Here is a 15,298-nt window from a genome sequence, read left to right on the forward strand (position 1 = left end):
GGCGCTCTAACCCTTCGCTTCTCAAAGGTGTTGTTTGGGTGGTGATATGAGACAAGTCGACAAGGCTCCGTCAAAGTAGCTGCTGGAGTATTTCGCGTCCAAAGGGTTAAGTCCTGCTTAATGAACACAAAATATCCCGCATAAGTTGCTACCTCGCGGCGAGTTATCGCGTCAAGTGTGCTGTGTAGAACCCATCCCCATCTTCGAGGGGAGTCCAGGCTTTCGAAAACGTGCAGGTCCATGTCGGGTGAGCTGATACAAACTTCTCAACTTGCTGAGTATTTTCAACGTCCAACAGCGAGCAGGTAGCAAAAGCCAGCACACCTTCGAGAGAGGTCAATTCCGCACACTGGGACAATATCTGTGACTGAATTGCTACCAATTCATCCAGACGTGCCTGTGAGAGCTCCCATTTTCCAGCAGGTGCACGACGCCATGCGCCGCTCCCCGAACACGGGGCATCCACAAGCACGATGTCAAATGGCCCCATCTCACCCAGATCGGCGGTAGAGACACATTGAATTTCGACGCCTGCCCGGGCGGCCCGCTTGGGGATGTCCTTCATCCGTTGTGGCGCAATGTCATGTGCCACTACCGTCACTCCATCATGAGCAGAGAGCGCAAGAGCCTTACCACCCCCACCTGCGCAATAATCCAGGACACGCATGCCAGGCTTGAGAGACAAGGCCTCTACAACAGCTTGACTGGACGCATCCTGAAGCTCGATCAACCCCTCTTGGAAACAGGCTGAATTGTTGATTTTTCGTGCACCTTCAAGAACATTCAAAGCGGTTTTTACCGTTGCATGTTTAACGGTTTCGATACCTTCATCCTGCAATTTTTTCTGGACGTTCCCACGGTCAGATTTGCCGATGTTGACGCGTAATTGAACTGGGGCGCGGTTTTGTAAAGCCAAGGCGACATCATCTGCCTTTGCCCCTAGGTCTGCCTGAAAGGCGGGCCACAACCAAGTCGGAATATCGAGCCGATCTGTGGCATCGCGAGCCTCTGCTCCCGCCTCTTGTTCACTGGGATCAAGGGGGGATGGGCCATAACTACCGCCGGAAAACGCCTCATCAAGCGAGACACCATTTGCACGGCAAGACCCAATCATAAGTTGGCGTCCTGTGTTGCCGCCTCCCAGTGCAGCAAAGGAGGAGCGGCGGCGCAAAACGTCAAACACATGGTCCCGGATTGCTGCGCGATCTTTGGATCCCGCAAACCTGCTGCGCCGCGCCCAAGCGGTCAAAGCTTGTTCTGCGGGTTGCCCTCCCAAGATCGTATCGAGAATTTCAATTGCCGTTTGAATGCGTGCTGCAGGTGTCATGGATCCGACCTTTAAGATGAGCCACCGGAACATAATATCCGGCAGGTTGAGCTTGAACACGCCGGGCAGCAACCATTCAGAAGACCCAAGAACCCTGAGCCGATCTAAATTATCTCGCGAAACGTGATTTGGGCGATCTATACCTCACCATAGGCGATTGAAACCACAATTTCAGGGTGCATCTGACAGATAATCAAGAATAGATAACGTGCGAGCCGCTTGTCCGTTGCAGGCTATCCTGTACGTTTTCCACACGTTTGCCCACTGAACCTGGTTGCCGCACCAATACTCTTGAGGCTATTTCCGTCTTACGACCTCTTTCCCACCAACAGTCGAGATTTTCAAACATGCATACGTTGGACGCATCCGAACGCAAAAAACTGGAAGGGCGGTCATTGGTGATCGGCATGTGGGGGAACTTGTTCATGGGGGGTGCTGGTGTGATGGCCGCCATCCTGTCAAATTCGAATGCGATCCTTGTGGATGGCCTATTTTCACTAATTGGCTTCACCGCTGCACTGCTAGGTCGGAACGTGAGCCGAAATGTAGACGCCGGTCCCGATCGTCTGCGGCCCATCGGATACGCAGCAGACGAAGCAATATTCACCACATTCCGGGCTCTTTCTCTTTTGGGGCTGTTGCTGTTTGCGATGTGTAGCGCAGTAATGAATATCTATAACTACGCAACAGGCCACCCGCCGGAACCATTGATTTTTGAACCCCTTATTGTCTATTTTATAGTGATCGGGCTGACGTGTTTTTTGTTGTGGTGGGTACATCACCGTTCTTGGTCAAAGACAGGCCGAAACAGTGATGTCTTGAGGCTCGAAGCCAAAGCAGCTGCCTTTGACGGGGTTATTACCGCGGCGGCGGGACTAGGGATTTTGGGCATACTGTTATTGCAGGATACAGCACTGGGCGTCATCACCCCAGTCGGGGATTCCATTATCGTTCTGCTCTTATGCCTGACCGCTGTCACACAATATTACAAGGACTTCATGTCAGGTCTGGGGGAGTTGGCCGGGGTCACCGCAGGCCCCGAACACATTGCAAAGGCACGTCGCGCCATTCGGAAAATTCTGGCCAAAGATGGGGGGCGACTGGTGGATCTGTCTATCCTCAAATTGGGGCGTAGTTTTCACGTTTCAATCTATTACGACCCGATGCGTGCGCTGGGTGCGCAAGAATTTGATAAGCTGACACTTGACTTCGAGCATGAGCTTGTAACGGTTATGCCGCTGGTCGAGGTCGTTGTCTTGCCGACCCAATACGGCCGCCGATGGCCCGATGATGTGAATCCACGGAAAAACCCACGAACACACCAGTGAACCTATACCGGGCAACTGAATGATGTACCACTCGGTTGCCCTACTGATTTAGGTTTTGCAAAATCTAGGCTTTGACCCTCTGATTTTCAGGATCATAAGGCCCGGTTGCAATAACCGTTGCTGGGACATTCATACCAATTACCTCCACGTCTAACGCAGCTCCGACAAGGGCGTGTTCAGGGGATACATAGGCCATAGCCAAGTTCAAACCTGTGCGATGCCCCCAATCCCCGGACGTGACAGTACCCACCACCTGCCCCGCATTTGTAACAGACGCTCCTCCATGGGCTGGCGCCTCACGCGTTTCTAAACTCAGCGTCACCAAATGCTTTTGCACGCCCGAAGCCTGCCGTTCGATCAGCGCTGCCTTTCCAACGAAGTCCTTGTCCATTTTTACGAAACGCCGCAATCCGGTTTCAAAGGGATCGAATTCAGTTTGAATTTCTGCCTTCCAATGGAGGTACCCCTTCTCAAGCCGCATAGATTCAACAGCACGGCTACCAAACAAGCGCAGATCATAATCTTCACCTGCGCTACGCAAAGCTAGATAGGCTCCATACAGTTGATTATTCGGTACGTGGATTTCATAGGCCAACTCGCCAGAAAAGCTGACCGCCATGACAACCGCTGGGGCGATACCAATAAAGGCCTCGCGGACGGACAACCATGGGAACGCCTGGGCGGACCAATCCCCGCGTGAGACGGTGGACAAGACGTCACGTGCTTTGGGACCGGCCAAAACGAGGATCGTGTGTTCGTTCGTTAGCGACCTGATTTGAACATTCTCATCATCCTCCAGATGGGCCTCTAACCAATCCATATCATGCCACTCCGACGCGGCTGCAGATCCATACCAGACGCGCCCATCAGGCAAATTTGCAATCGTCGCCTCGGATTTAACCATACCATGATGATTGAGCATATAACCCAAACCAACGCGACCTGCCTTTTTGGTCACGCGCCCGCAAAACATGCGGTCCAGAAAACTGTGCACATCGGTCCCAGTCATCTCAAACCGATTGAACCCGCTCACTTCAGTCAAACCAACGCTGTTTTGTACAGCGCGCACTTCTTCAGCAATGACATCGAACGTTTCATTAAAACGAAACCCATGTGTTTCGGTAAAGTCTCTGCTGGGATTGATGTAATCCATCCGCTCCCAGCCATTGACGACTCCAAACTCAGCCCCTTCGGCAGCCAAGATCGGGGTCAGCGGCGTGGTCTTCATCGGGCGCCCCGCTGGGCGATGTTCATGTGGAAAGTGAAAACGAAATTCATTCTGGTAGTCTTCGATCGCCTTGAGAGCGGTCAGTTCTACATTACAATGGCCCGTGAACCGGCGGGGATCTATGCACCAAGTATCATAGCAAGACTCGCCGTGAACGATTTGCTGTGCCAACAACCACCCATGTCCACCACCTTCTCCAAGGCCAGCGCGTAAACCAATGATACAAAACGCATTTCTCTTTCCAGGAATGGACCCAACCAAAGGTGCGCCATCAATTGTATAGGTGATTGGGCCATTCACGACTGTATGAATGCCTACCTCGGCGAGCGCGGGCATGCGTTCCATGGCCCCCTCTAACACATCTGTTACGCGTTCCAGATCATCGGGACACAAAGCATTGACAAAGTTTGGATCGATCCCATCCATCCCCCAAGTTTTGCAGTCCTGCTCATAGAACCCTACAAGCAAGCCATTCTTTTCCTGACGGGAATAGTAATCACTGATCGGGCACCGGATTAATGGCATGCGATGCCCTGCTTCTTTAATCGCCGGGATCTCTTCGGTCAGAAAATATTGATGTTCCATCGAAGCCACTGGATGATGGACACCCATCATAGCACCAACTTCATTTACCCTGTATCCACAAGCGTTTACAATAATCTCTGCATGTACATCACCTTTTGGTGTTGAGACTATCCAGCTGTCGTCAGCCTGTTGTTTCAGTGCGGTGACTGGCGTGTTTCTATGCACTTCGGCGCCAGCTTTACGCGCACGTCGTGCTAAGGCCTGACATAACTGAGCCGGATCGATGTCGCCGTCCATTGGATCCCAAAGTCCACCAACCAAATTATCTGTTGCAAGCAAGGGATGCCGCCGTGCGCATTCTTTGGCATCAATGACTTCAAACTCTACGTCCATGCCCCGCGCCATTGACGCAAAATGACGGTACCCATCCATTTGAGCTTGGGTGTTCGCCAGCCGAATGCCGCCATCGGCATGGTGGTAATTGATTGGATACTCCGGGTCCTCTGACAACTCTTTATAGAGTTTTATGGAATGGCTCTTCAGGCCAACCATCGTCTGGTTCATTCCGAAATTTGTCACCTGTGCGGCAGAGTGCCAGGTCGTCCCTGAAGTTAGCTCATTGCGCTCCAGCAACATGACATCTGTCCATCCTTCTTGCGTAAGATGATAAAGGGCAGAACACCCCGCTATACCGCCACCAATAACTACCACTCGAGCTGTTGAACGCATTTGATCCTCCGTTTGTTGCACCGAAGAAACGCTCAGATACAACTCAGGTCAACGACACGGTGACTGGTTTTCAAACACCTCATGTTGATTTCGTTTTTTGAAATCTAGCTCGACCTCCGCAACCTCAAACTTACATTCAAATCAATTCTGAACACATTGACATTTAACAACAATACCGAAAAATACCCTCAATTGGGCTTGTGCACTACGAAAGGCAATCCAAATTGCTACAGAGCTACGTTAAACTTGGCTCCATTTTCCATTGCAAGCTAATCAAAAAAGGCCGGGCTTTCACCCGGCCTTTTCGTAGAATTAAATTCCAGGATCAAGCGCGACGACGGCGACCACCAGCGCGACCACCACGACCGCGGCCTTCTTCGCCTTCTTTAGCCGGGGCTTTGTTGAACTTAATCCATTCACCGCCATGCGGATCGTTGTTGGTTAAGAAATTTGCAGCACGAATGGCTTCCATTTCTTTACCCGCACGCGCTTTGGTCGAACCCAAACCGAACATCTGGCAAAATGCTTCGTCGTCCATATCCGCCGGCAAAACGATCCCTGTCGCTTCGACTTCGGCGCGCTTTTCCGCGATTTTCTTCGGCCCAACGGGCAGTGCAACCGGGTTCATAATCGCAGAAGTCATGCCTGCACCCATCGCCATTGGCAGGAACGCATTGTTGATGCCGTGACGGTTTGGCAAACCAAACGAGATGTTTGACGCGCCGCAAGTTGTGTTCACACCCAGTTCTTCGCGCAAGCGACGCACCAGAGCGAATACCTGCAAACCAGCAGTTCCCATTGCGCCGACAGGCATTACCAGCGGGTCGACTACGATGTCATGAGCGGGAATGCCAAAATCTGCGGCGCGTTCAACGATCTTCTTTGCAACCGCAAAACGTACATCGGGATCTTCGGAAATGCCAGTGTCGTCATTGGAAATTGCCACAACCGGAATGTTGTACTTTTTAACCAGCGGCAGGATTTCCTCAAGACGCTCTTCTTCACCCGTAACCGAGTTCAGCAAGGGACGACCTTCAGCAACTTCCAGACCTGCCTCTAGTGCGCCGGGAACCGACGAGTCGATGCACAAAGGCACATCAACCAAGCCCTGAACCAGCTCAACGATCTTACGCATCAGCGGCGGCTCGGTCTCGTTCGGGTTGGGGTTGGAGTTGTAAACAACGCCAGCATTGATATCGAGCACTGTTGCACCGGCCAGAACCTGTGCAACAGCATCTCTTTCAACAGTCGAAAAGTCGCCTGCTTCCAACTCAGCCGCCAGCTTTTTACGGCCAGTGGGGTTGATCCGCTCGCCGATCACGCAGAACGGCTGGTCAAATCCGATGATTGCTGTCTTGGATTTGCTTTCAACGATGGTGCGGGTCATGTCAGGCCTTTCAGGACGGGTTTACGGGGCGAGCATTTTCGCCGCCTTTGTTTATTGCCCAATTAGCATTGGTCTTAATACCGCCAAGTGGGAAGAAATGAACGGATTCAATGTTGAAATCCGGGTTTGCAGCTTTGTGTGCCGCCAGTTCAGTCAGAACGTCAGTGGGTTCGTAAGGCAGCAGCAACTTGGTCACATCCATAGCGCGTTTTTGCAAAACCTTAAGCGAAGGACCAACGCCACAAGCAATGGCGAATTTGATCAGGGTTTGCAGTTTTGCAGGACCCGCAATGCCGATATGGATCGGGATATCAACGCCAGCAGCTTTGACCGCATTCGCCCATTCGATGATTGGACCCGCTTCAAACGCAAACTGAGTGGCCAATGCCATCTGCGCATCGGTGCGTTCTGAAAACTTCTGTTTCCATTGTAGCGCTTCATCAACCAGCTTGGTCGATCCATCGGGATCGATGTCTTTGTTGCCTTCGGGGTGACCAGCGACGTGCAAACGCTTGAAACCAGCCTTGTCGAACAGGCCAGTTTCCAACAGTTGCATGGAGCTGTGGAAATCACCGTGGGGCTTATCAACACCACCCGCCAACAACAGCGCTTGGTCAACACCAGCTTCACCCTGGTACCGTGCGATCCAGTCCGCCAGGGTCGCTTCGTCATTGATGATGCGTGCTGGGAAGTGTGGCATCACAGGATAGCCTTCGTCATTCAGACGCTTGGCTGTGGCGACCATCTCATCAATGGGCGTTCCTTCGATGTGTGCGATGTAAACGCGGGTACCTTCGGGCAACAGCGCGCGGAAATCATCGACCTTTGACGCCGTGCGCGGCATCACCTCAATCGAATAATTCTTGAGAAAAGCTTCAACGGTCGGGTTCACCGGGCCTTTGTCAGCCGATTCACGTTTCTTGAAATTCAACAAAGCCATTGCGGCCTCCCATAGTGCATTCAGGCTCATGCCCAACCGTCATTGCCGATCAAAACCTTCAGACGATCTTGGTCGTACTCAGTTTCAAGACGCACCGCTTCGGCCTCGGCAACTTCGGAGGGGTCTCCGTCGATGGTGTAAGGGTCTGCTTTGCGCCACTCAGCCAGATAGGCATCCGCATCCTTGGCGTTCACCTTCATGGCTGCGCGATCGATGGCTTGCTCGAATCGCTCTTCGAGCGGTCGTTTTGATCCGCGTCGGCCTTTGCCAACGATGACCTGAGCAGGGATGTCGCGCCAGTAAACGATGGTGACGTCGGGCATTGGGATGATTCCTCTTAACCTGGTTGAATCGGTTCTAAACGCGTATTTATTGCTGGGTCGGTCGAATTTCGACACCTGTAAGCTGTGCAGCGACCTTTCTGTTCTTAGTCCACTCGCACACCCTTCAAGGGGGTCTACACTGAAACTAATCTCTAGGCTGCCCCGAAATCTTCAGGACAATCATGAAATCGCTGCATATTTTAACGCGAAAAGCCCGAGGTCATTACCCCGGGCCTTGCTATGTCTTAATCCGTTACGGACCCAGGATTGGAAAGGATTGTCTTAGCCGACCAAACCACCATCGTCGCGAGTTACAGCGATAATTGCAGAACGAGGCACCGTGTTGCCACCATCCGGCCAATTGCTGTTGCCCCTCTCGCCTGGGTGCTGAATGCCGACAAACATTGTCTTACGATCGCCTGACCAACACAAACCGGTTACTTCGGCTTCTCTCGGGCCGACCAAGAAGCGACGGATCTCGCCCGTAACGGGGTCCCCCGCAAGCATTTGGTTGTTGCCCTGCCCTTCAAAGTCACCTTCGTTGGAATATTTACCATCTGTTTGGATCCACAGCAGTCCAGTGCTATCAAAAGCCAAACCATCCGGTGAATTGAACATATTGCCAAGGTTCACATTCTCGGACCCGGCTTTGTCATCCGAATGTACCTTTGGATTGCCCGCCAACACATAGAGGTCCCATTTGAACTCAGCACTCGTGTGGTCGTCGTTCATGGGTGTCCAGCGCACGATCTGACCGTATTTGTTCTTCTCGCGCGGATTTGGCCCACCTACGGGAGTTTCATCCCCGCCCTTGTTCGTTTTCAAACCACGGTTCTTGTTATTTGTAAGGGCGCAGTACATTTCGCTCGAATTTGGGTTCGCAGTTACCCATTCGGGGCGATCCATAGTTGTCGCACCAACTTTGGAGGCCGCGATCCGTGTATGGACACAGATTTCTGCTTGCGTCATGCCCGTTGTTTCTGGCGTCAGCACCAACCACTCGCCTGCGCCTGTGTCGTGAAATTTGGCAGCAAAGATAGTACCGTTTTCCATGAGTGCATCAGTATCTACGCCAGCCGCGTACACCCCGTCCGACACATATCGGTACAGGAATTCACCGCGCTCATCATCACCCATGTAGATAACGAGGCGGCCATCGTTGTTCACCACACATTCCGCATTCTCGTGTTTAAACCTGCCAAGTGCTGTCCGTTTTTTCGGAGTGGAGTTAGCGTCGCGCGGATCGATCTCTACAACATAGCCCGCCCGGTTGGGTTCATTCGGATTTTTCGCCACATCAAAGCGATCATCGATTTTGGCCCAGCTATATCCCCAATCGCTTGCGGAAACTCCATAACGTTTCAGTTCTGCGGATACCTCGTGGTTCTCATCTTCGGCTGAGAAGTAGCCATTAAAGTTCTCTTCACATGCCAAATACGTGCCCCAAGGGGTTTTACCTGATCCGCAGTTATTCCAAGTCCCCAAGGTCGTTGTACCTGCCGGATCAGCGTCAGTCTTTACCAGTGCGTGACCCGCGGCCGGTCCGGTCAAGGTCATCTCGGTGTTCGGTGTGATGCGACGGTTGAACGGGCTATCAATCACGACTCCCCAGCGGTCCCCATCATGGCCTATTTCAACCACGGTCACGCCATGTGCCAGCAAACCTTTTTCGATGTCATCGTCGTTTTCAGGCTTAGCATCAGTGCGATTGCCCCAGATGATAGACCGGTTTGTATATTCGTTGTTGATCGTCAACAGCGTGCGGCCTTCGTGCATGAAAACCTCCATGCCGTCGGTGTTATCGCCAAATGTCCGGGCTTGTGTCGTTGCCGTGCCGCGGGTGCCCTGATCAAAAGCAACACTGTCTGACCACATAGGATCGGCCCAACGAACGACAACTTCGGACTTATATCCAGCAGGTACACTGATGGAATCAGACGTCGAAACCGGCACAGCATCAAATGCGAAACGGTTTACTGCGGCTTTCACACCAGTGGGTAATACGGCCCCACCCAATGTGGCAAACCCACCCACCACCAGAACACCGCCTAAAAAGCCACGACGCGAGAGTGCCTGTTCAACAACAGTGTCAAATTCACAATGTTCCGAACGTGGGTTCACTGTCTCGTCAAATTCATCAAACGACAGGGTGTGATCGTCTTTCATGGCGTGCTCCGACTTGGCTAGCATTCAATATGGGAATCCCGAAATGGGAATTCGAGGATCACGTCGCATTTTTGTGTGAAGCCGATGTGACAAGAAGGATCAACACGTCATTGAATTCTCTTGCGCGTTTGTCAACGCGCGCATAGTTTCAAAGCAACTCGAAATCGGAGGGCGTGAAGTCATGGCGCCCAAGCGTCCCAAAGGTGCGGGCGTGTTCCCGAAAGCGGTCGAAAGCCCCGCGCCTCACCGGCCTGATCCTGATGCGCTGTATGCGGCGCTGGATCTGGGTACAAATAGCTGCCGGATGCTGATTGCCCAACCAAAGGGTAGCGGCTTTCATGTGGTGGATAGTTTTTCCAAGTCCGTGCAATTGGGTGCGGGTTTGGAGCGGACCGGGCGTTTGTCACGGTCTTCGATGGCGCGAACCGTGCAGGCACTACGAATCTGTCAGCAAAAACTGAAGCGCAATAAAGTTCAACAAATGCGCTTGGTCACAACCGAAGCGTGTCGTAGGGCAAAAAACGCGCGTGAATTCATTCGACAAGTTAAGCGCGAGACAGGCCTGACACTTGAGGTTATCCAACCCGAGGAAGAGGCTCGGCTGGCCGTTATTTCATGCGCCCCTCTTGTTTCTACGAATACGGAACAATTGCTTGTTGTTGATATTGGCGGCGGCTCAACTGAATTGGTTTGGATAGATATCTCATCTGTCCCTCGTCGTGATCGCCCTGCTGCAATCATGCGCCTGCATGCTGGATTTCATCCACCGGAAAGCCCTTTTCCGGCAGCAAAAGTGGTTGATTGGATCAGTGTCCCGCTAGGGGTTGCAACCCTACGCGATCAATTCAGTGACGTCGAAGATGACTCCGCTCGTTTTGCCTTGATGAGCTGGTTCTTTGAAGAAAACCTCGCGGATTTTGCGCCTTACAAAAACATCCAATCTCGCGAGGGGTTTCAGATTGTCGGAACCTCGGGAACGGTCACAACCGTTGCGGCCAGCCACCTTGGCCTGAAGCGGTATGACCGCACCAAGGTGGACGGATTGCGTATGACTTCCGATCAGATTGATCGTGTTATTCGTGGCTATCTGGATCTTGGGCCAATTGGTAGACGGCGGGATCCTCGCATAGGCGAAGATAGGCAAGCCCTGATCATGTCAGGATCCGCTATTTTACAGGCGCTTTTGCGCTGTTGGCCCACGGATAGATTGTCAGTTGCGGATCGCGGTCTGCGCGAAGGTCTGTTATACGCGCAGATGAGCGCAAACGGCGTATTAGAAGACGGACCATTCTGATGGCAAAAATACCAACTGGAAAAAACACCTCGGGACGCGGGCAACGCGATCTAAAGGTCAAAGTCAAAAGCGCTCGTGGGCGAACAACAAGTTCGACGCGCTGGTTACAGCGACAACTTAACGACCCCTATGTCAAACGGGCACAGGTCGAAGGCTATCGTGGTCGCGCAGCCTTTAAAATCATGGAGCTGGATGACAAGTTCAGATTTCTGGTTCCCGGTGCACGTATCGTCGATCTGGGCTGTGCCCCAGGTGGGTGGCTGCAGGTCGCAGTTAAACGCGTCAATGCGCTGGGCGAAAAGTCAGGAAAGTCTGTTGGAACCGTTCTGGGGGTCGATCTTCAAGAAGTTGAAGCCGTCGCGGGTGCAGAGGTCCACCAATTGGATTTCATGGACGACGGCGCCGATGACGTAGTGAAGGGCTGGCTTGGCGGTAAAGCCGACGTCGTCATGTCAGACATGGCGGCCTCTTCTTCGGGCCACAAGCAAACCGACCACCTGCGGATCATTTCATTGTGCGAAGCCGCAGCTTATTTCTCTTTTGATGTGCTGGAAGAAGGCGGCACTTTTGTCGCCAAAGTTCTGGCAGGCGGTGCAGAAGGGGAGCTTCAGAAGCTCCTGAAGCAAAAATTCACAAAGGTTGCGAACGCTAAACCACCATCATCGCGATCAGACAGTTCTGAAAAGTTCGTCATTGCTACGGGGTTTCGCGCTTAGCGTGTGACCCTGTCCCAATTGGCGGTGTCTGGGCCCGAAAGGATGCTACGGCTTGGCTTTGGATCAAAAGAGCATCAGCATGGCTGATCGCCTTTTCTGACAGCGTAGAAACCCGGTCAGCCCCACTATTGTTAAGTTCTTGATGCCTCAAAAGGTCAAAGAGCTGCGCGTGCTGCGGTAAATGTGTGTCTCGGGGCATTATCACCTCATGAATGTAGAGCCAGAGGCTCCTCCCTACAGTAAACACACAGAAATTGATCACAGGTTTGGCAGCTTTCAGGCCATCATATGGCGGTGCCCCTAGCGAAGCTCTTGTTGCAGTCTCAACAATTCAGGGTGGCCCGGCACAACGCTCAGGCCGCGCTCTAACACAACGCGCGCGGCGTCGGGTCCCCGATTGATGTGTGCCAAACGCACCAGCATTGGCCAAGCTTCAGCGCGTTGAGGATCCATGTCCACGACCTCTGAAAAGGCTTGTTCAGCGGCTTGGGCATTTCGCATCGTCAACGCCATACCGCCGAACACAAGATGGGTTTCCGGAAAATCCAACCTTGTGCGCAACGACTGCTGCCAATCCTGCATGCCTTCGTCAATACCGGCCTGCTGACTGCGCGAAAGAGTTCCCGTATCCGCCCCTAAAAATTGCTTGGCCGCAGCGATGCGAACCGAACGCATAGGATCCTGCAAAACAGGTAACAAACGCTCCACTCGCGTCTTCAAAGGGGCACCCCGTTGCAAACTTGCGGCCCCCGCGCGTAAGAGTGGATCTGGATCGCTTAACAAAGGCGCTACGGTCGCTGCGAGCGGTTCACTGGCAGACGGTTCCAACATCGAAAGGGCCGTAGCGCGCACGATACCAGCTTGGTTAACGTCAAGCGCGATATCGCGCAATTTCGGCGCTTCTATGCCCGGGTTCAACCGTGCACGGGCAAAAACTTGACCAAAGTGAGGCTGCCGGTTCTTAGGATTAGGAAACCAATTGGCAATTTTATCAGCCGCCCAGTCTTGCCCTTGGTCTTGATGACAATCCGTACAAGCATCTGGTCCGCCCGTTTCCGCGCCAAGATCCGGACGCGGAACCCGAAAACTGTGATCACGCCTACCGTCAACGCCCATATAGGTGCGTTCAATCATATGGCAGGATTTGCACTGTGCGCCTTCGCTGTCTTCAGAATGTCGGTGATGATCTGGTGTATCATAGTCGTATAGCGGCAAACTGGAAAAACCCGGATTTCCGGCCTCGGAATGACATTGCGTACAAACCGCATTCCCTTCAGCCTTGAGCCCAGCACCGTGAGGTTCATGGCAGTTTGTGCATCCGACGCCTTTTGAGTACATTTTGGACTGCAAGAACGATCCATACACATACACTTCGTCCAGGATCTGACCGTCAGCATGGTAAAGACCGGGCCGCAACAAAGCCAAAGCATAGCTGTCTGCATAGGGTGTGCCTGGGATTGGATTTCCATCCAACTGCGCCTCGCGGCGTGAATGGCAGCCAGCACATTGTTGAATTTCTGTTTCGGCATTGCCCCCACTAAAGGACATATTAAATCCGAACGGGTCCAAATTTTCAGCAGGTACTTTGCCAAGGGTCCATTCTATATGAGAGGATCCCGGACCATGGCACGACTCGCACCCTACTCCGGTCTCAAGTTGGGTGCTGGAATAACTCTTGCTGCGTGGCCCGTAATTTCTCTTATAATTCGTTGCATGACATTCCGCACAACGCGCATTCCAGTTCTTATATGGCCCCGTCCAATGCAACCCATCCTCGGGCGGCAGGTCTTGATCCGGATAGAGATGAAACCATTCTTCTTTTTCCGTGTCCCACACCACATCAGCGCTTTGCAATCGACCCTTTTCGGTCTCAAACAGGTATTGTTGCAAAGGTTCAACGCCAACAACCGAATGTAACTTGCGGTCCGTCTTCACCCCATCGGCTTCTGTTGTCTTAGCAAAATATCCTTGGGCATCCTGACGAAACTCCGTAACGACACCTTTGTGTTCAAAGCGCGTTCCATCGAAATCAGCAAGGACTGTTGCCTGATCAGGGGCATTCCAAGCCAACGCATGATGGGATGTGGCCCAATTTTCGGCTACATCCTCATGACACGCAATGCATTCCTTAGACCCGACATATTCCGGTGTCTGCGCCAGAACTGGGGCCGAAATAAGGGCAAATACAATACTAAGGCATCGAAACATAGTGGCCAAGATCCTCGAAGAGCACGTTCTTAAGAACGGAAAATGGAAAGAAAAAGAATATCTTACCTAATCGTCACAGGTCAGAGATTATGGGAGTTAGTTTCGATCATTTAGGGCTGGCGTCAAGTCAGGAAACCTTTTCCGCATTATCGCCCCCGCCCGCTGTTGATCTTAGCTCGATCAACGCACCATTGAACTCAGCTCCCCAAATCAAAATCGCCGAGTTCAAATACAGGAAAATCAAAGCCGCCATCGCCCCGGCCAAGCCTGCATAGGTCGCGCTATAGCTGGCAAACCGACCAATATAGACGGAAAATGCCCAACCTGCTGCGGTCCATAATACCAGGGTCAACACCACGCCTGGAAGGATTTGAAGCAAGCTATGCCGCTTTGCAGGTAGGATAGCATGACAGGTCAACACAGCCCCAGCGGGCATCGCAACTATGAAAATCCAGCTAAGGCGTTCGAGCGATAGCCATTCAGGTGTCTCTCCTGGCAAGACTTCACCAACCAAATGCGCATAAAGCGGCAAGATGACCTCGAACGCAGCAGTCGCCAACACGATTGCACCTCCTGCAATAACAATTGCAAGGCATAGCAAGCGCGTTTTCCAGAACGGCCGTTCGTCAATGTCGTGATACGCCCGTGTCATTGCTTCGCGAACAGCATCAACACCGTTGGAGGCAAAATAGATCGCAACAACGCCACCCAAAGTCATGACTTGTTTGTTTGCACCCGCAAGTACCGCTTTAAGTTCAGCAATAATTGGGTTTGCAACAGCTTCTGGCCAAGTCCCAAAAATGAGCTCGATCAGGTCATCATTCACCAAATCCTGTGACAGGCTCCCCGCCAGGGCAACCACAAACAAGATAAACGGAAACAGGGCCATCATCATGGACATCGCCACATGACTGCTCATGACAAAGCCACTTTTTTCTATAAACCTGTTCACAGCAAGCCAAAGCGCGCGCGGGAACAATGCAATTACTGACGTGTCTGAGTATTTCATCATTCATTTCTATCGCGACCATTCGAAAGACCCAAGAGTTAACACCGCTTGCAGTTGTACAAACACGAGGCTCGGTGCACACTCGCCTCCAAATGCTCTTAACGTGATCAATGCACAG

At 52.4% G+C, this 15,298-nt stretch carries 11 protein-coding genes; 3 read left to right on the forward strand and 8 right to left on the reverse strand.

Annotated elements, in window-relative coordinates; all coding sequences use genetic code 11:
* Positions 1 to 163: 163 nt before the first annotated feature.
* Positions 164 to 1,327 (reverse strand): RsmB/NOP family class I SAM-dependent RNA methyltransferase, encoded by a 1,164-nt coding sequence (locus tag ABWV33_RS12550; protein ID WP_353331138.1) that lies wholly within the window; start codon positions 1,325 to 1,327, stop codon positions 164 to 166.
* Between the two features lie 347 nt (positions 1,328 to 1,674).
* Between ABWV33_RS12550 and ABWV33_RS12555 the strand changes: the two genes are divergently transcribed.
* Positions 1,675 to 2,655: a cation efflux transmembrane domain-containing protein gene (locus ABWV33_RS12555; protein ID WP_353331140.1), complete on the forward strand. Its 981-nt coding sequence runs from the start codon at positions 1,675 to 1,677 to the stop codon at positions 2,653 to 2,655.
* A 64-nt stretch (positions 2,656 to 2,719) separates the two neighbouring features.
* Here ABWV33_RS12555 and ABWV33_RS12560 read toward each other — a convergent pair whose 3' ends face one another.
* The 5 genes from ABWV33_RS12560 to ABWV33_RS12580 form a co-directional block, all read right to left on the reverse strand.
* On the reverse strand, positions 2,720 to 5,137 hold the full coding sequence (locus ABWV33_RS12560) for a GcvT family protein (protein ID WP_353331142.1): 2,418 nt from the start codon (positions 5,135 to 5,137) through the stop codon (positions 2,720 to 2,722).
* A 325-nt stretch (positions 5,138 to 5,462) separates the two neighbouring features.
* The gene (locus tag ABWV33_RS12565; protein WP_353331144.1) at positions 5,463 to 6,524 is read right to left on the reverse strand and encodes a methyltetrahydrofolate cobalamin methyltransferase; all 1,062 of its coding nucleotides are present in this window, start codon (positions 6,522 to 6,524) and stop codon (positions 5,463 to 5,465) included.
* Positions 6,525 to 6,534: 10 nt separating this feature from the next.
* The gene (locus ABWV33_RS12570) at positions 6,535 to 7,464 is read right to left on the reverse strand and encodes a methylenetetrahydrofolate reductase (protein ID WP_353331505.1); all 930 of its coding nucleotides are present in this window, start codon (positions 7,462 to 7,464) and stop codon (positions 6,535 to 6,537) included.
* A 26-nt stretch (positions 7,465 to 7,490) separates the two neighbouring features.
* On the reverse strand, positions 7,491 to 7,787 hold the full coding sequence (locus ABWV33_RS12575) for a virulence factor (RefSeq protein WP_113824768.1): 297 nt from the start codon (positions 7,785 to 7,787) through the stop codon (positions 7,491 to 7,493).
* Between the two features lie 282 nt (positions 7,788 to 8,069).
* On the reverse strand, positions 8,070 to 9,953 hold the full coding sequence (locus tag ABWV33_RS12580; protein WP_353331146.1) for a PhoX family protein: 1,884 nt from the start codon (positions 9,951 to 9,953) through the stop codon (positions 8,070 to 8,072).
* 181 nt (positions 9,954 to 10,134) lie between these two features.
* On the opposite strand from ABWV33_RS12580, the gene ABWV33_RS12585 reads away from it, so the two are divergent.
* Positions 10,135 to 11,247 carry a Ppx/GppA phosphatase family protein gene (locus ABWV33_RS12585; RefSeq protein WP_113824766.1) on the forward strand — a complete coding sequence of 371 codons (1,113 nt, stop codon included), beginning with the start codon at positions 10,135 to 10,137 and terminating at the stop codon, positions 11,245 to 11,247.
* A complete protein-coding gene (locus tag ABWV33_RS12590) occupies positions 11,247 to 11,963 on the forward strand; it encodes an RlmE family RNA methyltransferase (protein ID WP_353331148.1) in 717 nt (238 codons plus the stop codon). The genes ABWV33_RS12585 and ABWV33_RS12590 overlap by 1 nt, the downstream gene beginning before the upstream one ends.
* A 300-nt stretch (positions 11,964 to 12,263) precedes the next feature.
* Here ABWV33_RS12590 and ABWV33_RS12595 read toward each other — a convergent pair whose 3' ends face one another.
* Positions 12,264 to 14,171, reverse strand: coding sequence for a multiheme c-type cytochrome (locus ABWV33_RS12595; RefSeq protein ID WP_353331150.1), 1,908 nt, complete (start codon positions 14,169 to 14,171; stop codon positions 12,264 to 12,266).
* 127 nt (positions 14,172 to 14,298) lie between these two features.
* Positions 14,299 to 15,180: a YihY/virulence factor BrkB family protein gene (locus ABWV33_RS12600; RefSeq protein ID WP_353331152.1), complete on the reverse strand. Its 882-nt coding sequence runs from the start codon at positions 15,178 to 15,180 to the stop codon at positions 14,299 to 14,301.
* Between the last annotated feature and the right edge of the window lie 118 nt (positions 15,181 to 15,298).

It is taken from the genome of Phaeobacter sp. NW0010-22 (genome assembly GCF_040365955.1).
GTDB lineage: Bacteria > Pseudomonadota > Alphaproteobacteria > Rhodobacterales > Rhodobacteraceae > OMPR01.